The sequence below is a fragment of the Pseudarthrobacter sp. PS3-L1 genome, assembly GCF_030063285.1.
Lineage (GTDB): Bacteria > Actinomycetota > Actinomycetes > Actinomycetales > Micrococcaceae > Arthrobacter.
The window spans coordinates 398706-418412 of record NZ_JASISU010000003.1 but is presented as its reverse complement, the minus strand read 5'-3'; the positions used below and the strand labels follow the sequence as shown (position 1 = coordinate 418412).

23 protein-coding genes are annotated in these 19707 nt (G+C 62.5%); 8 read left to right on the top strand and 15 right to left on the bottom strand.

Annotation, left to right across the window (positions count from 1 at the left end):
• The first annotated feature begins 57 nt into the window (after positions 1-57).
• On the top strand, positions 58-1194 hold the full coding sequence (locus QMG79_RS09860) for a glycerate kinase (RefSeq protein WP_283538412.1): 1137 nt from the start codon (positions 58-60) through the stop codon (positions 1192-1194).
• 24 nt (positions 1195-1218) lie between these two features.
• On the opposite strand, the gene QMG79_RS09855 is transcribed toward QMG79_RS09860, so the two are convergent.
• Positions 1219-2061 carry a hypothetical protein gene (locus QMG79_RS09855; RefSeq protein WP_283538411.1) on the bottom strand — a complete coding sequence of 281 codons (843 nt, stop codon included), beginning with the start codon at positions 2059-2061 and terminating at the stop codon, positions 1219-1221.
• A complete protein-coding gene (locus QMG79_RS09850; protein ID WP_283538410.1) occupies positions 2061-2627 on the bottom strand; it encodes an RNA polymerase sigma factor in 567 nt (188 codons plus the stop codon). Before QMG79_RS09850 ends, QMG79_RS09855 begins: the two co-directional genes overlap by 1 nt.
• Positions 2628-2819: 192 nt before the next feature.
• Here QMG79_RS09850 and QMG79_RS09845 point away from each other — a divergent pair, with 192 nt between their 5' ends.
• Together QMG79_RS09845 and QMG79_RS09840 are read left to right on the top strand one after the other, a co-directional pair.
• On the top strand, positions 2820-3530 hold the full coding sequence (locus tag QMG79_RS09845) for a CHRD domain-containing protein (RefSeq protein WP_283538409.1): 711 nt from the start codon (positions 2820-2822) through the stop codon (positions 3528-3530).
• A gap of 158 nt (positions 3531-3688) precedes the next feature.
• On the top strand, positions 3689-4123 hold the full coding sequence (locus QMG79_RS09840) for a hypothetical protein (RefSeq protein WP_283538408.1): 435 nt from the start codon (positions 3689-3691) through the stop codon (positions 4121-4123).
• 202 nt (positions 4124-4325) lie between these two features.
• Here the strand turns inward: QMG79_RS09840 and QMG79_RS09835 are convergent, their stop codons facing one another.
• The 7 genes from QMG79_RS09835 to QMG79_RS09805 form a co-directional block, all read right to left on the bottom strand.
• Positions 4326-4556, bottom strand: coding sequence for a CsbD family protein (locus tag QMG79_RS09835; RefSeq protein WP_283538407.1), 231 nt, complete (start codon positions 4554-4556; stop codon positions 4326-4328).
• Between the two features lie 107 nt (positions 4557-4663).
• Positions 4664-5275 carry a hypothetical protein gene (locus QMG79_RS09830; RefSeq protein ID WP_283538406.1) on the bottom strand — a complete coding sequence of 204 codons (612 nt, stop codon included), beginning with the start codon at positions 5273-5275 and terminating at the stop codon, positions 4664-4666.
• Entirely contained in the window at positions 5272-5868 is a 597-nt protein-coding gene (locus QMG79_RS09825; protein ID WP_283538405.1) for a DUF6286 domain-containing protein, read from the bottom strand. The genes QMG79_RS09830 and QMG79_RS09825 overlap by 4 nt, the downstream gene beginning before the upstream one ends.
• The gene (locus QMG79_RS09820) at positions 5865-6269 is read right to left on the bottom strand and encodes a hypothetical protein (protein WP_283538404.1); all 405 of its coding nucleotides are present in this window, start codon (positions 6267-6269) and stop codon (positions 5865-5867) included. The genes QMG79_RS09825 and QMG79_RS09820 overlap by 4 nt, the downstream gene beginning before the upstream one ends.
• Positions 6266-6457: a DUF2273 domain-containing protein gene (locus QMG79_RS09815; protein WP_283538403.1), complete on the bottom strand. Its 192-nt coding sequence runs from the start codon at positions 6455-6457 to the stop codon at positions 6266-6268. Before QMG79_RS09815 ends, QMG79_RS09820 begins: the two co-directional genes overlap by 4 nt.
• Positions 6454-6951 carry an Asp23/Gls24 family envelope stress response protein gene (locus QMG79_RS09810; protein WP_283538402.1) on the bottom strand — a complete coding sequence of 166 codons (498 nt, stop codon included), beginning with the start codon at positions 6949-6951 and terminating at the stop codon, positions 6454-6456. The genes QMG79_RS09815 and QMG79_RS09810 overlap by 4 nt, the downstream gene beginning before the upstream one ends.
• Before the next feature lie 100 nt (positions 6952-7051).
• Positions 7052-8356, bottom strand: coding sequence for a uracil-xanthine permease family protein (locus tag QMG79_RS09805; RefSeq protein ID WP_283538401.1), 1305 nt, complete (start codon positions 8354-8356; stop codon positions 7052-7054).
• Positions 8357-8588: 232 nt separating this feature from the next.
• Here QMG79_RS09805 and QMG79_RS09800 point away from each other — a divergent pair, with 232 nt between their 5' ends.
• Positions 8589-9194 carry a malonic semialdehyde reductase gene (locus QMG79_RS09800; protein WP_283538400.1) on the top strand — a complete coding sequence of 202 codons (606 nt, stop codon included), beginning with the start codon at positions 8589-8591 and terminating at the stop codon, positions 9192-9194.
• A gap of 81 nt (positions 9195-9275) precedes the next feature.
• On the opposite strand, the gene pgm is transcribed toward QMG79_RS09800, so the two are convergent.
• Complete coding sequence (gene pgm / locus QMG79_RS09795; RefSeq protein ID WP_283538399.1) at positions 9276-10937, bottom strand: phosphoglucomutase (alpha-D-glucose-1,6-bisphosphate-dependent); 1662 nt, start codon at positions 10935-10937, stop codon at positions 9276-9278.
• A gap of 127 nt (positions 10938-11064) precedes the next feature.
• On the opposite strand from pgm, the gene QMG79_RS09790 reads away from it, so the two are divergent.
• Complete coding sequence (locus tag QMG79_RS09790) at positions 11065-11688, top strand: DUF4190 domain-containing protein (RefSeq protein ID WP_283538398.1); 624 nt, start codon at positions 11065-11067, stop codon at positions 11686-11688.
• A 52-nt stretch (positions 11689-11740) separates the two neighbouring features.
• Here the strand turns inward: QMG79_RS09790 and QMG79_RS09785 are convergent, their stop codons facing one another.
• The 4 genes from QMG79_RS09785 to QMG79_RS09770 form a co-directional block, all read right to left on the bottom strand.
• Positions 11741-12652 (bottom strand): glutaminase, encoded by a 912-nt coding sequence (locus QMG79_RS09785; RefSeq protein WP_283538397.1) that lies wholly within the window; start codon positions 12650-12652, stop codon positions 11741-11743.
• Between the two features lie 72 nt (positions 12653-12724).
• Entirely contained in the window at positions 12725-14194 is a 1470-nt protein-coding gene (locus QMG79_RS09780; RefSeq protein ID WP_283538396.1) for a peptide MFS transporter, read from the bottom strand.
• 57 nt (positions 14195-14251) lie between these two features.
• On the bottom strand, positions 14252-15760 hold the full coding sequence (locus QMG79_RS09775) for an amidase (protein WP_283538395.1): 1509 nt from the start codon (positions 15758-15760) through the stop codon (positions 14252-14254).
• Between the two features lie 4 nt (positions 15761-15764).
• Positions 15765-16136, bottom strand: a complete 372-nt coding sequence (locus QMG79_RS09770) for a type 1 glutamine amidotransferase family protein (RefSeq protein ID WP_283538394.1) — start codon at positions 16134-16136, stop codon at positions 15765-15767.
• 207 nt (positions 16137-16343) lie between these two features.
• Between QMG79_RS09770 and QMG79_RS09765 the strand changes: the two genes are divergently transcribed.
• Together QMG79_RS09765 and QMG79_RS09760 are read left to right on the top strand one after the other, a co-directional pair.
• A complete protein-coding gene (locus QMG79_RS09765) occupies positions 16344-16670 on the top strand; it encodes a rhodanese-like domain-containing protein (RefSeq protein ID WP_283538393.1) in 327 nt (108 codons plus the stop codon).
• 121 nt (positions 16671-16791) lie between these two features.
• Positions 16792-16983 (top strand): hypothetical protein, encoded by a 192-nt coding sequence (locus QMG79_RS09760; protein WP_283538392.1) that lies wholly within the window; start codon positions 16792-16794, stop codon positions 16981-16983.
• Positions 16984-17001: 18 nt separating this feature from the next.
• On the opposite strand, the gene QMG79_RS09755 is transcribed toward QMG79_RS09760, so the two are convergent.
• Positions 17002-18150: a diacylglycerol/lipid kinase family protein gene (locus QMG79_RS09755; protein ID WP_283538391.1), complete on the bottom strand. Its 1149-nt coding sequence runs from the start codon at positions 18148-18150 to the stop codon at positions 17002-17004.
• A 79-nt stretch (positions 18151-18229) separates the two neighbouring features.
• On the opposite strand from QMG79_RS09755, the gene serS reads away from it, so the two are divergent.
• Positions 18230-19510, top strand: coding sequence for a serine--tRNA ligase (gene serS, locus QMG79_RS09750; protein ID WP_283538390.1), 1281 nt, complete (start codon positions 18230-18232; stop codon positions 19508-19510).
• The last annotated feature ends 197 nt before the right edge of the window (positions 19511-19707 follow it).

The window sequence follows — 19707 nt, the reverse complement described above, 5'->3', positions numbered from 1 at the left end:
AATTGGTGAAGGGTGCAGAGGAAGCGCTTTCTGGTGGTGGCTGGCAAGATGGACAGCATGCGCATTCTCATTGCACCGGACAAATTCAAAGGCTCCCTCACTGCGGCGGAGGCGGCCAGTGCCATCGCCCAGGGTGCGTTGCGCGTTTATCCGGATGCCGTGGTGACGCAGTTTCCCATTGCCGACGGCGGCGAGGGAACCCTGGAAGCCGCCGTTTCCGCTGGTTATGAAGAGCGGCTCAACGCAGTTGTTGGGCCAATTCTGGCGCCCGTCGGAGCTGCCTGGGCCTTGCTCGACCCCCGGACGGACTCCGGAACGGAGCCGGTGGTGGCTGTGATCGAAACAGCCCAGGCCAGCGGGCTTGAACACATGGAAGCCTCTCCGGCCAATGCACTCCGGGCCCACAGCTACGGCTGCGGGCAGCTCATTGCTGCTGCCCTGGACGCTGGGGCAACGGAAATTGTTCTGGGCCTGGGTGGATCTGCCATGACAGATGGTGGCAGTGGTGCACTGCGTGCTTTGGGGCTGATTCCCCTTGATGCTGCAGGCACGATAGTTCCGCTGGGAGGTGGCTCCCTGGACCAGGTCTCACGCCTGGATATGTCGGGACTTGATCCACGACTCGAACGCACAACCTTCCGCATTGCCGTTGACGTCCAGAACCCGCTGTATGGTCCGGACGGCGCTGCCCACGTATTTGGACCGCAGAAGGGTGCGGACCAGGAGGGCGTTGAACAGCTCGACGCCGGTCTGCGCAACTGGGCCTCAGTGTTGCGGGAGGCTACTGGCCGGGACGTCAATGTGGCGGGCGCGGGAGCAGCCGGTGGATTCCCGGCGTCGTTCCTGGCCCTCTCAAACGCTCAGCTGGAAGGCGGGTTTGCCCTGGTTGCCGGCCTGACCGACCTCTCGGGGCGGCTCGACACTGCAGATCTGGTCATCACTGGAGAAGGATCGCTGGACTCCCAATCGCTGGCAGGCAAAGCGCCTATTGCGCTCGCCGATGCGGCCAGCGACCGCGGCATCCCAGTTTTGGTAGTGGCTGGCCGCATCCTGGTCTCCATGGAGGAGCTGGCTGAGCACGGTGTGCAGGCGGCCGCCCAACTGCTTGATGTGGCGCGGGGGCCCGAAGACGCCATGGGTAACGCTGGTACCTACCTGACCCGAGTCACCATGCAATTGCTCGAAGGGGCGTAGCCACCGTGGCCCGCGACGCCCGGGTCAGGTGCGGGGCAGGGCTGACGACGACGCAACCACCGCGCCAGTGTCCTGGCGGATCTGGAGGCTGGCGACGTCAGCACGCATGACTGCTGCGTTCATGCGGCAGGTGACTGTCTGCTGCGCACCAAAAAATGTTCCCGAGACGAGTTCCTGGCCGTTCGCTGTAACCAGGACCACCTCAAAAGAGTCTCCGGCGGGGAGCCCGTCGATGGCCAGCACCGTCTCTGTACCCCAGGTATGGGCTATCACTGACGCCTCAAACGAGGTACCGGCGGGGGTGCCATAAAGGGCTACGTTCTCCACTGCGCCCAGGGTGCCGGGTGGCCCTGTTGGGGCGGCCTGCGCGGTTTCTTCTGCCCCGCTGCCTGACGGTGGATATGAAAGCCCGGCAATTCCGGCACCGCCAAGACCGCCAACCACCAGCAGGGCTGCCGCCGCTGCGGCCAGGATCCCACGCGAATGCCGCTTCCCACCAGGACGGGACCAGCCGTTCCCACGAGAGCGCAAAGAGTCGGCGCCCGGGGTGGTGTGCGGCTTTTGAGCCAGCCCAGGCAGCCGTGGCGGGACTCCGGATGCACCTGCCTGTGGTTCAGGTGATCCATCCGCGCCATATCCGTTCGTGGCGGCCAGGATCTTCGCTCCGAGGCCCGGGGGCAGGGCAGGCTCTTCCCAGGTGAGATCGGAATTGCTCAGGCGCTGGGTCAGCCGCTGCAGTGCGTGAAGTTCACGCAACAGCGCAGGATCGCCGGCACAAAGGGCATCAAACTCTTCCTGTTCCTGGCCATCAAGTTCGCCGGCGAGGGCCGCTGCCACCAGCTCGTCCCGGCGTGACGGGTCCACCATCACTGCTCCTCCTCTTCTTCGCCTATTGCTTTCCGCAGTGCCCGGAGGCCGTAGTACATCCGTGTGCGCAGTGTTGGCGCTGGAACACCCGTACGCTCGGCAAGCTCCTGGTACGTCAGGCCGTCAAGTGAAATGGCCACTATGACGTTCCGATGCTCCTCGCTGAGGCGGGCCAGGCCACTGGTGAGCACTATCTGGTCTTCTGCTGCGCCAAAAACGGTGACGGGCGGCGCGGCACTTTCCATCCGTTCCTCAGGGATCGGCAGTGGCCGACGCGACCGTCCCCTCATCTCGTCAATGATGACATTGCGGGCAATTGCGAAGAGCCAGGTACGCTCCGACGCGAGGCCAGGATCGAACGTGGCGCGTGCCCGCCATGCCCGCACGAACGTTTCCTGGACGCAGTCCTCCGCAATGGGGGCATCTTTCATGGTGTTGAGGGCAAAGCCGTAGAGGGCGCGGCCGTGCTCCACGAATGCCTGATGAACATCAAAGTCGCCCATGGCATGCCTGTCGCGGCGAACCGTCCTTCCTCGCTGATGGTCTGCTGCATCGTGTCCATTCATCGACCCTGAAGGGCCGTCAGGAGGTATACGTCGCTTGCGGGACCTTTGTTCATGACTGCCAGAAACTTTCACCGCCATGGACAAAAAAGAAAATAGAAACTTTTGAACTGACCATGAACGCTGGGGCCAAAACGCGAGTATACCTTCACGAGGCGGCACCGATTCACGGAGCCGCGCATTGAAAGGGACACCATGAAAACGAGCATCAAAGCACGGGTCGCCACATTCTCTGGAGCTGCCGGGGCTGCCACCCTGCTGGCCGTGATGGTGGCATCGCCAGCGTCGGCCGAGACCACTGTGGACCGTCCCGACTCTTTCACCAGTGCTTTCAGCGCGGCTGCAACACCGGATCAGGTGGTGGGTCCTGATGGGGCGTTGGCGCCAGGACAACCGGGCGCAACTGGCACATTCAACCTCATGATCAATTCGGACCTCGATGTGGTCTGCTACGACATCACCCTGAACAATGTGACAGCGCCGTATCAGAGCAAGGCAAAAACCTCGACCCACCTCCACGAGGCAGCCAAGGGTGAGAGCGGTCCACCGCGGCTGGCCTTCCCCAATCCGGAAGGGGAGGGCACGGCAACCAGCTCAGGCTGCATGCAGGGACCGTTCACTACCGGGCTCATGGGCGACAACGGCAAGGACACTGGTGAAGGTTTCACGCTGAAGCAGATCGAAGCCAACCCGGCGGGTTTCGCCGCTGATACCCATACCTCAGCGTTCGTTCCCGGTGCGGTCCGCGGGCAGTTGACGATGCTTCCCATGGGTGGAGTCGACACAGGCGTGGCGGTCGGCCCAGCCGCGGCGCCCGGCGTCGTTCTTCCTGTTGCCTTGGGTGCGCTTGGTGTTGCTGCGCTGGGAACAGTGGTTGTGGTGCGAGCCAGGACCCGGAACAGCTGAGTTAGGCTCCATCATCACACCCGTTCCTTCTGCATGGTGACCAGCGGGGCGCTCCCGGCGTCCCGCTGGATCCCCGGGGCCTGCATGATGGAGAATCGTTTGATAAGTTTGCTTATGACTCGAGTTTTTATCCATGCAGGTCCAGCACAGGAGGAATAATGAGCGATCAGCAGCATTCAGTGCCCGAAGAAGAAGCCGGCGGCTACGGCACACCCACAGCTGAGCAGGAATCAGCGGGCGTGGATAAAAAGCAGTTTGCCCAGCCTCGCGATGAAGAAGACTTTGATGCGGCTGGACTGAACCAGAACAGTCCCGATGGTGAGATCTACGAGACCGGCTCGCCCAACCTGAGCCACTTTGGTGGAGAGGACGCCGACAGCTCCGGCGAGCCAGGGGCTGGAACTTTCGGCGGCACCGATGACCAGCGCCTTTCGGAAAATGAGAGCGAGGACGCCGGGTTCGAGGCGCCAGCCCAGGAAGCGGAATTCGGCGCGGAAGACGACGTCGATGTGCCCTCCGCCGACGCTGAACTTGACGAGAACAACACCGGAACGACTGAGCCCGGCGCCGCCGTTCCCGAAACCCAGGACTAGTCCCGGCCCGGTTCGGTGCACCAGCCACCAGGGACAGGAGCATTGATCGACTACTGATTGCATGATGACATGCGGCGTGGTCAATGCCCGCCCTGGATGAGAGCCAGCCGGGACCTCAAGCAGCCGGGGGCCCGGGTGGCGCAGCGACAACGACGCCGGTACTGCACACTGTGCAGTACCGGCGTCGTTGTCGTGTTGGGGGCTACTTGTTGGAGAAGCCTTCCTTGATCTTCTGTGCCGCGGCCTTGAGGTTGCTGCCAATATCGCCAGCAACGTCCTTTGCCTTTTCTGCAGCTTCGCCGACGTGGCCTTTGGCCTGGTCCGCCTGGCCCTCGGCCCTGAGATCGTCGTTACCTGTCGCGTCGCCAAAAGCCTCTTTGGCCTTGCCCAGGTGCTTGTTGGTGGCGTTTTCTGCTTTGTCGTCGATTCCCATAGTGAATTCCTTTCGAGTGGGTACTGCATCGGTGGATGGTGCTTTTGGTGAAGCCTTGGAAAAATTCCTTAGCTGACTGTTCCCGGGGGGGTGCCTGGTGAAAGTGCCTAGAGGGTGCGCTGCGCTCTGGCCAGATTGGTGCGGGTTCCCGACCCAATGTAGATCAGGACCGGAACCGTCTTCCCTAGGAGGGAGTCCAGCCCGCCGAGTAGCCGTTCCACAGTGGTGGTGATGTCCGCCGGTGAAGCGCCCCTTCGAGCTTGGATGGAAATTTTGAGTCCATCAGTTCCTTTGATATCCCAGCTGGAGACACTGGTTCCGAGGATTCTGGGGTCCTCCTTCAGCGCAGTCTTGATCGCTTCGGCCGCGAAGCCGGTGTCGACGGTGGTACTGCCTTCGGCATCGGAGGAATCCTTCTCCCGGAGAATTCGATGAGTCTTTCCGCCGCCCTGGGAGAAAATCCAGGCAGCCAGGAGGATGATCAGGATCAACCCAGCGGCAAGAATCCCGACGCTCCACCAGCTGGTCTGCCCATCGGGCAGGGGGGTGCTGTCCAGCGCGGAGTGGGCGCTTTCGGACGCCTGACCTGTCACGTCCTTCCAGGTGGTGGCGCCGCCTGGAAGGAGCGCTGTTGCAGTCACGGCTGCGCCAACGGCCAGAATGACCAGTCCCACGAGTCCGAGCAGCAGCCTGTTGAGGCCGCGATGTGTGGAGGTCATACTCCCAACGCTCCTTTCTCGGTGATGCGCACTTTCGTTTTGGGTGCTGGTTTCAACTGATACCTGTCAAGTTCCTGCGCTATGGCGTCCAGGACCGGGGCCCGGTCCGCTGGCCTGCCAGTACTGGGGTGAAGGGTGACCTCCACCGTCCGGGTACCGATGGTGGTGACCACCTGGTCAGGGGAGAGCCCTGCGGCAAGGCTTGCCTGCCGGGAGATTGCCGAGGCGATGACTCGATCGTCGGCGACCACGGCGCTGCGGTCGCTGGCCAGGGCGTGTTTGCCTTTGCGGCCAGGCGACACGGCGAGGCCAAGAAAGACCAAGCCGATGATGCCAAGACCAATTCCCGCTGCTGCGAGGCCCGCCTGGAGCGTCGCATCAGGTAAGCCGAGGAGCCATGATTCAGCTGCTGCCGGCGAAACGAGAAGTGGATCGCTCTCCAGAAGGGAAAGAAGAATTTCCACTCCGGCCCAGGCAACGGCCGCCAGAAGCAGGATCGCCGTGATGGTGGCAGGGACGGCCCGGGACGAATGTGTCTCACGACGGACTATGCGGCCAGCGTAGGGAGCATCTGCTGTGGACTGTCTGCTCACTGCAATTTCACCTGCTTTCGTGCGTGATGGACTCCGGAGATTCTTATATCGACACGGCCGACGTCCGATCCGGTAATGGCTGTGATGCCAGCGGATATTCTGCGCCGGGCCTCGGATGCCCGATCAAATATCGATCCACCGCTGGACGCCAGGACCTCCGGGTCTGAAACAAGCTCCTCCAGGGTGGGAACGGCCAGTGGCGCCGTAAGACTGGCAGCCAACTTTCCGTTGTCATCATCCAGGGAGACTTTAATGGCGGCGACCGGGACCGCCAGCGCCTGCGCGGCCACTGCTGTGACAGCCTTCGACATGGCGTTTGCGGTAATCCGGGTATGTCCTGCCGCCACGAACTCCGGGCCACGCGATGAATGCGGACCAGCCGGGAGTGCGTGCGCGGTCATGACGAGGAGCGCTTGCCGCGGAGTGCATCCACGACGCCGCCGAGGTCAAGCTTCCCTTCGGCGCTGCGGCCAAGGACTGCGCCGAGGCCCATGAAGATCGCCATCAGGAGGAATCCCCAGAATCCGAACGCCAGGGCTGCGAATGCCAGGACTGCACCGGCTGCGGTGCCTGCAACTGTGGGACTCATGAGACGCGGGCCTCCTTGGGGGCTTCTTCCTTCTCGTCATCCTTGTCATCGTCGGCTGACGGAATGTGGATGTCGGTGATGGTGATGTTGACTTCCGTGACCTCCATGCCCACCAGTCCCTCGATGGACTCGAAGATGGCGCTGCGGACGTCGTCCGCTACTTTCTGGAGCGGGTGCGGGTATTCGGCCACCAGTGTCACATCAACAGCTACCTGGGTCTGGCCGACCTCAACGCTGATTCCCTGTGCTAGGTCTTTCTGGCCAACTGCCTCGCGGACTGCACCCAGTGCGCGCGTTGCGCCGCCGCCCAGTGCGTAGACGCCCGGAATGTTCTGTGTGGCAATGCCAGCGACCTTGGCAACGACGCTGTCCACCACGGTGGTCTGGCCGCGTTCGCCAGGCTTGTCCGAGGACTGGATCTTGGCCACGTCAGTGGGGGTGGCGGTGGTGGGGTGTTCCGTTGTGGAAGATGTTGACTGTGGCTGCGAGGTCATCTGCATTCTCCTGATATCCGTTGCATCCGGCTGTTTGCCGGTTCATACATAAGACGCACCGGGAGGACAATTCGTCACGGACTATCACGGGTGATCTATGTCACACCGATTGGACGGTGCCCTCCTCGGTCTCTGGTTCGGTTACTGTGCCGCGCAGTCGGGCGATCGCCTTCATACCGTGGTAGATCAGCAGGGCGGCGGCTGAGCCCAGCGCTATGCCGGTGAACGTGAGATCACCGATGACCCAGGTGTAGTCGGCAATGCCGATGATGAGCGCCACGGCAGCGGTGGTGAGGTTGATCGAATTGGCGAAGTTGACTTTGTTCTGGACCCAGATCTTCACACCCAAAACGCCGATCATGCCGTAGAGCATGGTGGCCGCGCCTCCCAGCACTCCCGCCGGAACTGTTGCGATCAGTTCGCCGAACTTGGGCGAGAAGCTCAGGAGTATTGCAAAGATTCCGGCTACCCAGTAGGCGGCTGTGGAGTAGACCTTGGTGGCTGCCATGACACCGATATTCTCTGCATACGTGGTGGTGCCGCTGCCACCGCCAAGGCCGGCCAGCACCGTCGCGGCACCGTCGGCCATCAGTGCACGGCCGGAGACGCCGTCGAGGTTCTGTCCTGTCATGGCCGCAACGGACTTCACGTGGCCGACGTTTTCGGCGACCAGCACCAGTACCACTGGGACAAAGAGGCCGATGACTCCGAGGTGGAATTCCGGGGTCTGGAACGGTGGGAGGCCAATCCAGGATGCCGCATCCATCTTTGCGTAGTCGACCTCGCCACGCAGCATGGCGACGAGGTAGCCGACGACGACACCGACAAGGATGCTGAGGCGGCCCAGGATGCCCCGGAAGAGGACGCTTACAAGGATGATGGTGACAAGCGTGACCAGTGCTGTGATTGGTGCGGCATCGAAGTTTGCCTTGGCGGCCGGTGCCAGGTTCAGCCCGATCAACGCGACAATTGCACCGGTCACGATGGGAGGCATGAGCCTGTTAATCCACCCTGCGCCGAATTTTTGGACCACCGCACCGATTGCTGCCAGGACGACGCCGGCCATCACCACGCCGCCCAGGGCGCCGGGAATGCCGTATTGCGCCTGGGAGGCCGCAATGGGGGCAATGAAGGCAAAGCTGGAGCCTAGGTAGCTGGGAACCAGGCCGCGGGTGATGACCAGGAACAGAATGGTTCCGATTCCCGAGAAAAGCAGGGTGGTTGCTGGCGGCATGCCGGTGATGATGGGAACAAGGAATGTGGCACCGAACATGGCAACGACGTGCTGCATGCCAATTCCAATGGTCAGGGGCCAGGAAAGTCGTTCGCCGGGGGCTACGACTTTGCCGGGCTGGACTGACTTGCCATTGCCGTGCAGGGTCCATTTGGTTCCGAGCATGCTCATGGGACGTGCCTTTCGAAAGGTGGCGCCGCGGCCGGAGGCTTCTACGGCGAGCTGGCGTGGGGCGCGGGGATCGGATGCAACTTTACAGTGGTGGCGTGCACCGCCACCTGCGGCCGGGGGTGAGCAGGATCACACCCAGGGTGGGAAGAATGCAAAAGTACTTGAAGTTGCAACTAACAAGAAAGCGATCATCCCACAGCCGGACCAGCTCGGCTCAGCGAAAGGTTCCACCATGACCATTGCCCACGATGAGGCAACAGTAGACGCCGCAGCCGTCGATACCATTTTTACCGAGGCGCGCACGGCCAATACTTTTACCGGTGACGTCACGGAGGCCCAGGCGCAGGCTATCTACGAACTCACCAAGTTTGGCCCGACGGCCTTCAACTCCCAGCCGCTGCGCGTGACGTACGTCCGCTCGGAAGCAGCCCGCGAGAAGCTGGCAGCAGGCCTCATGGCTGGCAACCGCGCCAAGACTGCAGCAGCTCCGCTGGTAGCTATCCTCAGCTACGACACTGACTGGGCAGGACGCTGGGATGAGTTCATGCCGGAATACAACGCACCCAAGGCCATGTATGACGCAGCCCCCGAGATGGCAGCTGCTGCAGGCAACAACAACGCCCACCTGCAGGCTGGCTACTTCATCCTGGCCGTGCGCACGCTCGGCCTCTCGGCCGGACCAATGACGGGCGCCGACTTCTCCGCAATCGACGCGTCCTTCTTCCCCGCCGGGGACCAGAAGAGCTTTTTGGTCATCAACATCGGCCAGGCAGGTACCGATGCCTGGGGCGAATCAAAGCCCAAGTTTGCCTACCAGGATGTTGTCCGTACTGTCTGACGCCACTCCTGCGACGAAAAAAACACCTCATGCGCCCTGTGTTTTACGGGTGCATGAGGTGTTTTTAGTGCCTTAGGGGACCTAGGCGATAACGCCGTCCACCAGTGCCTTGGCCTCGGCCTGGACCTGCCTGAGGTGGTCCGAGCCCTTGAATGACTCGGCGTAGATCTTGTAGACGTCTTCCGTGCCCGAGGGCCGCGCTGCGAACCAGGCATTTTCGGTCACAACCTTGAGCCCGCCGATGGCTGCGCCGTTCCCCGGAGCCTCCGTCAGCTTGGCCTTGATGGTCTCGCCGGCCAGTTCGGTGGCAGTGACATCCGAGGACGAAAGTTTGGCCAGCGCCGACTTCTGATCCCGCGTGGCTGCAGCGTCAATCCTTGCGTAGACAGGGTCACCGAACTGGTCAGTGAGACCGCGGTAGAGCTGGGACGGAGACTGCCCCGTGACGGCAGTAATCTCCGAGGCAAGAAGCGCCAGGAGGATGCCATCCTTGTCCGTGGTCCAAACGCTGCCATCGAGTTTGTTGAATGAGGCGCCAGCTGATTCCTCGCCACCGAAGGCACCCTCGCCGGAAAGCAGGCCCGGAACAAACCACTTGAAGCCCACCGGAACCTCCACCAGCTTGCGGCCCAGGCTGTGCGCCACACGGTCAATCATGGAGGAGGACACAAGGGTCTTGCCCACCACGGAATCGGGGTTCCAGCCACTGCGGTTGCGGTACAGGTAGTCGATCGCCACGGCCAGGTAGTGGTTGGGGTTCATTAGTCCGCCGTGACCGTCCACCATGGGCGTAACGATCCCGTGCCTGTCGGCATCGGCGTCATTGCCCGTAGCGATGTCGAAAGCGGCGCCGTCGGACATCCTCGCTATCAGGGAAGCCATGGCTGACGGTGAGGAGCAGTCCATTCGGATCTTCTCGTCCCAGTCCAGGGTCATGAAAGCCCACTGGGGATCCACGGTGGGGTTGACGACTGTCAGGTTCAGGTGGTGGCGCTCGCCGATCTCGCCCCAGTAGTCCACTGCTGCGCCGCCCATGGGGTCAGCCCCGATCCGGATGCCCGCTTCGCGGATGGCATCGAGGTTCAGGACGGAAGGCAGGTCGTCCACGTAGCTGCTCAGGAAATCGAATTTGCCGGTAGTCTCCGCAGCCATGGCATCGGCCAATGGAAGCCGCCTGATTCCGCGCAGGTCCGCTTCGAGCAGTTCGTTGGCCCGGTTGGCGATCCAGCCTGTGGCGTCCGAATCTGCAGGCCCACCGTGCGGCGGGTTGTACTTGAAGCCGCCGTCGCCGGGTGGGTTGTGGCTGGGCGTGACAACAATTCCATCGGCCTGCGGAGCCCCCGGGCCAGCATTCCTGTTGTGGGTCAGGATGGCGTGGCTGAGGGCCGGTGTGGGGGTGTAGCCGTGCCGGGCATCTACCAGGACTGTGACGCCGTTGGCTGCCAGGACCTCAAGGGCCGTGTTCTGTGCAGGCTCGCTGAGCGCGTGGGTGTCCTTGGCGAGGTACAGCGGCCCGGTAATGCCCTGCCCGGCCCGGTATTCAACGATCGCCTGGGTAATTGCGACGATGTGTTTTTCGTTGAAGGACGCCTTCAGGCTCGATCCGCGGTGGCCGGACGTGCCGAAGGCTACCCGCTGTCCGGCGTCGCTGAGGTCTGGCGAGACGTCGTAATACGCGTCAAGCAAAGCGGTGATATCTACAAGGTCCTGGGGTTGGGCAACTGTGCCCGCGCGGCTAGCCATGGGACCAGCATGCCAGACGATGGGCCGTGCAGAACTGTCAGTCCAGAATTTGGTCCTGTGGGATCCTGCCAACCATCGCGGATACGCCGGCGGTACGCTTGAAGAAATCGCTATATCAGGGGAGCCCATGACCGATCAGCCCAGTGGAAACAGTGATGCCTGGGAGGGCGGAGACGCCACTGCCTCCGGCAAGGATGGCGCCGGACGGCCGGTAGGGTACGAGCCGCCGCCTTATATCCCTGCGGCCCGGGGCGACACAGCAGCTCCTGCCTGGGACCGGTACACGAACGGTGGGTCCGGTCAGGATTCCAGTTCCGGCGACTTTTATGCCACGGGCGGTTATTCCGCTGGCACCCCTTCGGTGCCGGGGCCCTACCCGCAGTATGGTCCGCCTGCCGGCTACGGCCAGAATTCCTCTGCAGCCCAGCCAGGTCCGGGATACTATGGCGCCGGACCTTACGGAGGAAGGGGTACAGCGCCCCAGCCCAGGACGCTGAGCATTGTCAGCCTTGTGCTGGGCCTAGTCTCACTGTTCTTTGGGGCATTCATGATTCCACAGATCGCCGCCGTCATCGCAGGCCACCTTGGGCTCCGTCGGGAGCCAGCAGGCAAGGGCATGTCCATCACGGGACTGGTCCTTGGCTACCTGTGTTTTGTTGGGTATGGACTGCTGTGGCTGGTGATGATTATTTTCTTCGCCACATTTTTCTCGGACACCGGATATGGAACATCCGGATCACAGTCCGTCTGAGCACTTTCCTGCGGGTCGGAGCATACCTGCGACAGCAAATTCCCAGCTGTGCTCAGAAAATGGACAACCCCGTGCGGGTTGTGAATTCATCGAGCGCATTGAGGCCGGACACAGAGTTTCCGGAGCGTCCCAGTCCAGGACTCCAGACCACCACTGTGAGGTTGTTGGGAACCACAGCCACGATCCCACCGCCGACTCCGCTCTTCCCGGGCAGGCCCACCCGGTAGGCGAACTCGCCCGCTGCGTCATAGGTTCCGCAGGTGAGCATGACGGCGTTGATCCTTTTGGTCTGTGAAGAGGACAGCAGCGCCGTGCCGTCCACCCGTACCCCGTTGCTGGCCAGGAATCGGCTGGCAAGTGCCAGGTCCACGCAGCTCATGGCCAGCGAACACTGTCTGATGTAGTTATCCAGGACATCTGGCACCGGGTTCTCCAGGTTTCCGCAACTGGCAAGGAAATACGCCAAGGAAGCGTTGCGGCTGCTGTGCAGGTGTTCTGATTCGGCGACCACCGGATCCACTCCCACACCCGGGTTGCCGCTCTCCTGGCGCATGAGGTCCAACACGGTCCCGGCGGCATCGCCCGTCACGCTCAGGAGCCTGTCCGTCACCACCAGTGCACCAGCGTTGATAAAGGGGTTGCGTGGTATCCCGGCTTCTTGTTCAAGCTGGACCAGCGAGTTGAACGGGTTGCCTGAGGGCTCCCGGAATACGCGCTGCCATACGCCGTCGCCGTCAGTGGCAAGCACCAGCGCAAGGGCGAAAACCTTTGAAATGCTCTGGATCGAGAACGGCACGTTGGCATCACCAGCCGAAAAGACCTCGCCTTCCCCTGTGACCACGGCGATGCCGAACTGATCGGGATTCACCGCACCCAGTTGCGGAATGTAGGCGGCCACTTCGCCACGGGGCGGGGACGCTGCTACGGTGCCCGCGATGTCATCGAGTAGGTTCTGAAAATCCATGGTGTGGAGTACCTCCGGTTGCTGTGCTGCGTCACTCCGACAGGGCCCCGCCCGGGGCGCCGCGTCATTGGCTCAACGGACGCCGCCCATGCGCTTCCTGATGGCTGGTGAAGCTGCTGCCATACCCAAGGCCAGCAGCATGGCTGTACCGCCGATACCGATGAAGTACGGGAGCTCGTTTTCCGGGTTATAGAGTCCGGCCAGGATGCCGGCGAGCGTGGTTCCTAGCGATACCGAGAGGAAGAACAGTGCCACCATTTGTGTCTGGAAGGCCTTGGGTGCCAATTTGGTGGTCACTGAGAGCCCGATAGGAGAGAGGAACAGTTCGGCGAGCGTGAACAGGAACAGGATGCCGACCAGGGCGAGCAGCGGGGTTTTTGCGTCGCCTGCCAGCGGGATGAAGGCCAGGAACGCCAGGCCCATCACGAACAGGCCAATGGCAAACTTCAGGGCCGACCCGGGCTGTCGGTGGCCGAGCCTGGTCCAGAGAGCTGCCATGACGCCGGCGAAGATGATGATGAAGACCGGGTTGATGGACTGCACCCAGGCTGCCGGCATCTCCCACCCAAACAGGTTACGGTCCAGCTTCTCCTGCGAATACACGGCGATAAAGGTGAATTGCTGCTGGAAGAGGGCCCAGAACGCTGCTGAGGCGATGTAGAGGGGAATGAAGGCGACCACGCGCTGGCGTTCAGTGCCGTCCACCTTGTTGCTGCTGAAAATCAGGGCAAAATACAGCACCGACGCCGCGATGGCGGCATAGGCCATGCTCAGCGCGAGGTTTTCTGCATTGACCACTCCGGTTACCAGTAGCGCTGCAATGGCCACAACAATGGCGGCGAAGATAGCGCCGTATTTGAGGCGGTCTTTTGCAGGCAGGGGGTTGGCAATGTGGTGCGCTGCTTCGGGCAGCCTCTTGCGGTTCATGGCATAAATGCCCAAACCTATGGCCATGCCGATCGCCGCCGCACCAAAGCCCCAGTGAAAGCCCTGGCTCTCCTGGAGGAAGCCTGTCACCAGGGGGCCAATCAGGCCACCGAGGTTGATTCCCATGTAAAAGATGGAAAAGCCGGCGTCGCGGCGCTCGTCATTCTCTTTGTACAGGGTGCCCACCAGGGCGGTGGCGTTTGCCTTGAGGCCACCGGAGCCCACTGCCACCAGCAGCAGGCCGGTGATCAGGCCCGGAATGCCGGGGATAAGGGCAAGGGCTATGTGGCCAGCCATGATCATGATCGCCGAGCCGAAGAGCACGCGTTCTGACCCGAACAGCCTGTCGGCCAGCCATGCGCCAAGGATGGTGGAAAGGTAGACGCCGCCGCCGTAGGCGCCCACCAGGCTTGCAGCCAGGCCCTGGTCAATGTCCAGGCCGCCCTGGGACGCCGTGAAGTACATGTAGTAGAGCAGGATGCCCTGCATGCCGTAGAAGGAGAAGCGCTCCCACATTTCTACGGAGAAGAGGCTGGCCAGCATCTTTGGTTGGCCAAAAAAGGAGGTGTCGCCCTGGGTTGCGGCGGCGGAATCAGATAAATGAGGTTTGCTCATTTAGTTAATGCTGACAGTGTGCCCCGGTATTGTCACGTTCGCAGAAGGTGGCCGTGGCTAGAAACCCAGGTGCGCAGCAACCTGCAGCAGGAGTGCTTCCGCGCCTGGCCTTCCCACCAGCTGTATGCCCATGGGCAGCCCGCGCCCCGCGGCACCGCCGGTCCAGTGCACTGGCACCGTGATCGCAGGCAGCCCGCACACGTTGATCAGGGAGGACCACGGGGCGTATTGGCATTGCCGCCGATAGTCGTCGTCGGCCACGTGGTCAAGGTCCGCCGGATCGATCTCGCCCAGGGCGCCCAGCCCGGTAAACCAGCCGATGGGGCGTGGAGTCTGCGCCAGCGACGGTGTCAGGATCAGGTCCCATTTTCCGTACTGGGCAACAGTGTCACGCTCAAACTGCTGAAGAACGGCCAAGGATTGCTCCAGGATTTCCATACTGCGCCGCTGCGCCCGACGCCGGAACACCCGGGTCAGGGGCATGAGGGATGGTTCCTGGTGGGGTGCTATCCGTGCGGTCCCGACGTCGGCAGTCCACACCGTGGTGAAGGTTTCCGGATAGCGGGGATCGTAGGTAATCCGCGTTTCTTCGACTGCATGGCCGGCGTGCTCAAGCAGGGCAATGCCCGCGCCGAGGGCGTCCTGCGCTGCTGGCTCAACCTCGATGGGGTAGGCAGACGTCCATGGATTGTCCAGCGTGACGCCGATCCGCAGCCTCTGCGGTGCCCTGTCCACAGAGGCCAAAAAATGCTGGCGCCGCCGGTCTGGGGCTGTGGGGGAGGACATCAGTGCATCGAGGAGAAGAGCCGCGTCCGCGGCAGTATGCGCAAGCGGGCCGTTGACCACCAGCTGTGCAGGGTCTCCGGCAGGGTTGGCGCCAGGAAGTACTCCCCGGCCCGGTTTGAGTCCGATGAGCCCGCATGCTGCCGCAGGGATCCTGACGGAGCCGCCGCCATCGGATCCCGGAGCGAACGGAAGCAGCCCTGCGGCAACGGCCGCCGCACTCCCGCCCGAGGAACCGCCGGAGCTGCGCTGCAGGGAGTATGGATTGCGTGACGGTGCCGCCACGGCATTTTCGCTATAGGCGGTCAGGCCAAATTCAGGAACCTGCGTCTTGCCCAGGGAGATGACCCCTGCTGCCCGCAGGCCGGCAGCTAGTGGACTGTCCACGACTGCCGGGCGGTGCTCCAGGGCTGCGCTCCCGTGGGTTGTGGGCATGCCTGCAACATCTGTCAGGTCTTTGAATGCCGTGGGCATGCCGTGCAGCAGGGGAAGCCCACGGGGCCCGGTATTGGTTTCCGGCGCGCTGTCGGTCAGCGAGTTCCAACGGGCCCACCTGGCGTCTGCTTCGGCAGCTGCTGTCAGGGCGTGCTCGGCGCTGACGCTCACGAAGGCCCCAAGGGCGGTGTTGGACGCCGTGATTCGGTCCAGGAAATGCGCAGTGGTTTCCCTTGCGGAGATTTCGCCGGACCGTAGGGCAGCGCACAACCGAACGGCGGAAAGAGAACTAATGCCTGCGCTATCCGTTGCGGCAGCTACGGGGGATTTGGGTAACGAGTTGGGCATTGGATCAGCCAAGGAAGCGGGTCTCCAACCGCTCTTCGGAGCAGGAGTGGTCCGCGGCCTCCCGTGTGACGCGGTAGGCGCCCTTCCCGCGGACCTCGGTGACCGCTTCCACAAGGGTCGTTCCGTGATAGACCAGCCCCACGCCGTCGACCCACACCACGTCCTGTTCCAGCAGAGGGGCCTCCGGATCCGCAATGGTGGGCATCGGAAAGAGGTTCAGGTGGCTGAAAGTGAACCCGGCAACCCGCGGGGCGCGGCCAGTCACGCCGGAAAGTTCGACGGCGTGGTGCACCAGGGAGTTGAACTCTGGGCGGGTCCGGCTGCCTGGGCCGTATACACCGGAGGTAGCCAGGATGGTGGGTTGGGAAGCTGGCACGGCTGAACCCTTTCGGTGATGCGTGTGCAGTCTGGAACATCGCCCCTTCTGTCGCTGCCCACCTCCGCGGGCGTGCAGCCGGCACGAGGCTGTTCCCAGAAGCCTAGCGCGGCAAGACTCCTGGCCCGGACCTGCACTGTCTCTCCTGTGGGCTCGGGCGCTACGCTGGAGTTTAATGCCCGGATGTGGTGAGAGAAGAGGACTTCCATGAGCGATTTTGAGACTGTTTCCGTAACTGCCGTTCCCGAGGGCGCAGCGGTGCTCGATGTCCGTGAGGACTACGAGTGGGTTGCCGGCCACGCCGAGGGCGCGCGGCACATCCCCCTGGATCAGCTGCCCGAGCGCCTTGGCGAGCTGGACCCGGACCAGGATCTGTTTGTCATCTGCCGGACCGGTGGGCGCTCGCTGCGTGCCACACAGTGGCTGGCAGGGCAGGGCTACTCCGCCACCAACGTGGCTGGCGGCATGGATCAGTGGCTGGAAGTAGGCAAGCCGCTGGTCTCCGACAACGGGTTGAAGCCCTTGGTGCTCTAGCTCCTGGTGTCAACGCGTCCGCGGCGTGTCTAAGCGCTGGCACAGCCACAGCGGAGATTGTGCGTATGCTTACTTATTCACACGTGGGTGAACCCCAACGACGACGAAGCAGGTGCCTGATATGAGTACTGAAGACAACGACGGCCAGGGAATGATCGTTAACCCTAAGTCGACCGGCGAAAACAAGGAATGGGACGGCGACGAGGCTGACCGTGCCGACCGCCTGCGTTTCGAAGAAGAACAGGCGCTCATCCGTGAGCAGTCAGAGGCCCGCGAAGCCGCAAAGGACTCTGCGGAGACCGAGAGCAAGTAGCCAACATCTGGAAACCGGTCAGCTGTGGAACGGCTGGCCGGTTTCGCCGTTAACGCGATTGGCGGCCAGCGCAGCGGTGTCGAACGCGGTACCGCTGACCTCGGTGGCGTTGGTCCTGGTCCCCTTGACCCGGACCAGCAGCGATCTGGGTGATACTTCGACAGCCACCCTGGTGGCCTGCCCAGCCGTATCTCCGTCCAGCTGGACCGGCATGGGCTCTGCACATTCGATGCTGATGCTTCGCGAACGGTACACGGTCATGAAGGGCAGGCTTCCGGCGCTGCGCAGGACAATTTTTCCGTACATGGCGAGCCAGCCGATGATGCTGCGCGGGCTCATCACTACAACGTCCAGCATTCCGTCATCCACCATGGCCTGCGGCAGGAAATCTATCCCACCGGGAATCAGGCCGCAGTTTGCGAAGAGGACACTACGGATCTTCCTGCTTTGACCTGGTTCGCCGTCGAGGGATATCCGCACCCGTTTCCGGCGGCCAGGAAGATGCCGGACGCCAGCCTCTGTGTACGCCAGCCAGCCAACGCGTTTCTTGAGGTCATCATTGGTGTCGGCCAATACCTCGGCGTCGAGCCCAATACCGGCAATCACCAGGAACGCGTGCCTCGACGACTCACCAGTCTGACTGTTCTCAATGGTGATGGTGGCGGTATCGATGAAGCGCTGGCGGCCAAAGAGCGCTGTGGTGACGCTGCCGTACAGATCATGGACGTCCAAGTCCACGTTGCGAGCCAACAGGTTTCCCGTACCGAGCGGAATGAGCCCCATGGCAACGCCAGAGTGGGCCAGGGTTTCTGCCACCACGCGCACTGTGCCGTCGCCACCGCCCACCAGGACCAGATCTGCGCCAGAGTCCAGGGCTGCCTTCGCCTGGGAATGGCCGGGATCAAGGGCAGTAGTCTCAAAAAACGTCGGTTCGTCCCAGCCAGCCGACAGGCAGGCCCGCTGGATAAGAGCCCTCGCCTCGTGGGACCGGTTCTTGATGGGGTTGATGATCACTGCCACACGCTGCTTGCCCACCCCGGGATCATGGGGGTCCTCCTGGACGGCACTGCGGATGTGCAGGGCCCGTAGCCTGCGCACTCCCCACCAGCTGGTGGCGGCAAATGCCACGCCCCCAGCGATCAGAAGGTACAGCAGCCAATCTCCCATGGTGTTCCAACAGTATCCTGCGGGGCGTAACAACATGCGGGCAGCAGTGGCAGTGCCAGGGATTCGATAGGCTTGGCGGGTGATCGATGTAAAAGAACTCAGCGAAAATCCGGACAAGTTCCGTGCCAGCCAGCGCGCCCGCGGCGCCGACGAATCAGTGGTGGACTCGATCATCTCCGCAGATTCGGATCGGAAGGCTGCCCTGATCCGTTACGAGAACCTCCGGGCCGAGCAGAACGTTTATGGGAAACGGGTGGCACAGGCCAAGGGTGACGAAAAGCAGGCGCTGCTGGCCGAGGTCCGTGAGCTGGCAAATTCTGTGAAGGCCGCCTCCACCGAGGCAGATGGTGCGCAGGCGAGGCAGGAAGACCTGCTGCGTTCGGTCCCCAACCTGGTTGAGGACAATGTTCCAGCGGGCGGGGAGGATGACTTTGTGGTCCTCAAGACAGTGGGCACGCCGCGTGAGTTCACCGACTTCACTGCGCGGGACCACCTGGAAATCGGTGAACTTATCGGCGCGATCGACATGGAACGCGGCGCCAAAGTATCGGGTTCGAGGTTCTATTTCCTTCGTGGCGTTGGCGCGCGGCTGGAAATGGCACTGCTGCAGATGGCCATGGAGCAGGCTATTGATGCCGGCTTCGTCCCCATGATCACGCCCACGCTGGTGCGGCCGGAGACCATGCAGGGAACTGGCTTTGATATTAAGCACGACGCCGAGATCTACCGCCTTGCCGAGGATGACCTATATCTTGTGGGTACCTCGGAAGTGGCGCTGGCTGGCTACCATGCCGATGAGATCCTCGACCTGTCCGCAGGGCCTATCCGTTTTGCCGGCCAGAGTTCCTGTTTCCGCAGGGAGGCTGGCTCGCACGGTAAGGACACCCGCGGAATCATCCGCGTACACCAGTTCAACAAAGTGGAAATGTTTGTCTACACCACTGTTGAGGAAGCGGCCGCCGAGCACTCCCGACTGCTGGCCTGGGAAGAGGAGATGCTGGCCAAGTGCGAGCTGCCCTACCGCGTGATTGAAACCGCTGCTGGCGATCTGGGGATGTCCGCAGCCCGCAAGTTCGACTGTGAGGCCTGGGTTCCCACGCAGGGCGCCTACCGCGAACTCACCTCTGCATCCAATTGCACTACGTTCCAGGCCCGGCGCCTGAACATCCGTGAACGCGTGACCACTACCGAGGGCGTCACCAAGGGAACCCGTGCCGTGGCAACGTTGAACGGTACGCTCGCCACCACCCGCTGGATCGTGGCAATTCTTGAGCACCACCAGAACCCGGACGGATCGGTCAACGTGCCCAGGGCCCTGCAGAAATACCTGGGTGGCCTGGAGGTTTTCCCGGTCCTGTGATCCCACCCGGACGGGACCCACACGGCCGCCGCACCCGCTAAAGGGGGCGGCGGCCGTTGCTGTTTCTGCCGCTGAGCCTCTGCCAAACGTTGCGGCTCTGTGGATAACCAGCAAAGGTAAATATTCACAGTGTGGGCAGCCTGTGAATATTTACCGCAAGTTAACGGAGCCTGTGGCCTGGATCCTAGGCGATATGC

What these genes read in the sequence shown, in the direction of transcription:
- QMG79_RS09860 (WP_283538412.1), top strand. Translation starts at nt 58, where the DNA reads ATGCGCATTCTCATTGCACCGGACAAATTCAAAGGCTCCCTCACTGCG.
- QMG79_RS09855 (WP_283538411.1), bottom strand. Translation starts at nt 2,061, where the DNA reads ATGGTGGACCCGTCACGCCGGGACGAGCTGGTGGCAGCGGCCCTCGCC.
- QMG79_RS09850 (WP_283538410.1), bottom strand. Translation starts at nt 2,627, where the DNA reads ATGAATGGACACGATGCAGCAGACCATCAGCGAGGAAGGACGGTTCGC.
- QMG79_RS09845 (WP_283538409.1), top strand. Translation starts at nt 2,820, where the DNA reads ATGAAAACGAGCATCAAAGCACGGGTCGCCACATTCTCTGGAGCTGCC.
- QMG79_RS09840 (WP_283538408.1), top strand. Translation starts at nt 3,689, where the DNA reads ATGAGCGATCAGCAGCATTCAGTGCCCGAAGAAGAAGCCGGCGGCTAC.
- QMG79_RS09835 (WP_283538407.1), bottom strand. Translation starts at nt 4,556, where the DNA reads ATGGGAATCGACGACAAAGCAGAAAACGCCACCAACAAGCACCTGGGC.
- QMG79_RS09830 (WP_283538406.1), bottom strand. Translation starts at nt 5,275, where the DNA reads ATGACCTCCACACATCGCGGCCTCAACAGGCTGCTGCTCGGACTCGTG.
- QMG79_RS09820 (WP_283538404.1), bottom strand. Translation starts at nt 6,269, where the DNA reads ATGACCGCGCACGCACTCCCGGCTGGTCCGCATTCATCGCGTGGCCCG.
- QMG79_RS09815 (WP_283538403.1), bottom strand. Translation starts at nt 6,457, where the DNA reads ATGAGTCCCACAGTTGCAGGCACCGCAGCCGGTGCAGTCCTGGCATTC.
- QMG79_RS09810 (WP_283538402.1), bottom strand. Translation starts at nt 6,951, where the DNA reads ATGACCTCGCAGCCACAGTCAACATCTTCCACAACGGAACACCCCACC.
- QMG79_RS09805 (WP_283538401.1), bottom strand. Translation starts at nt 8,356, where the DNA reads ATGAGCATGCTCGGAACCAAATGGACCCTGCACGGCAATGGCAAGTCA.
- QMG79_RS09800 (WP_283538400.1), top strand. Translation starts at nt 8,589, where the DNA reads ATGACCATTGCCCACGATGAGGCAACAGTAGACGCCGCAGCCGTCGAT.
- pgm (WP_283538399.1), bottom strand. Translation starts at nt 10,937, where the DNA reads ATGGCTAGCCGCGCGGGCACAGTTGCCCAACCCCAGGACCTTGTAGAT.
- QMG79_RS09790 (WP_283538398.1), top strand. Translation starts at nt 11,065, where the DNA reads ATGACCGATCAGCCCAGTGGAAACAGTGATGCCTGGGAGGGCGGAGAC.
- QMG79_RS09785 (WP_283538397.1), bottom strand. Translation starts at nt 12,652, where the DNA reads ATGGATTTTCAGAACCTACTCGATGACATCGCGGGCACCGTAGCAGCG.
- QMG79_RS09780 (WP_283538396.1), bottom strand. Translation starts at nt 14,194, where the DNA reads ATGAGCAAACCTCATTTATCTGATTCCGCCGCCGCAACCCAGGGCGAC.
- QMG79_RS09775 (WP_283538395.1), bottom strand. Translation starts at nt 15,760, where the DNA reads ATGCCCAACTCGTTACCCAAATCCCCCGTAGCTGCCGCAACGGATAGC.
- QMG79_RS09765 (WP_283538393.1), top strand. Translation starts at nt 16,344, where the DNA reads ATGAGCGATTTTGAGACTGTTTCCGTAACTGCCGTTCCCGAGGGCGCA.
- QMG79_RS09760 (WP_283538392.1), top strand. Translation starts at nt 16,792, where the DNA reads ATGAGTACTGAAGACAACGACGGCCAGGGAATGATCGTTAACCCTAAG.
- QMG79_RS09755 (WP_283538391.1), bottom strand. Translation starts at nt 18,150, where the DNA reads ATGGGAGATTGGCTGCTGTACCTTCTGATCGCTGGGGGCGTGGCATTT.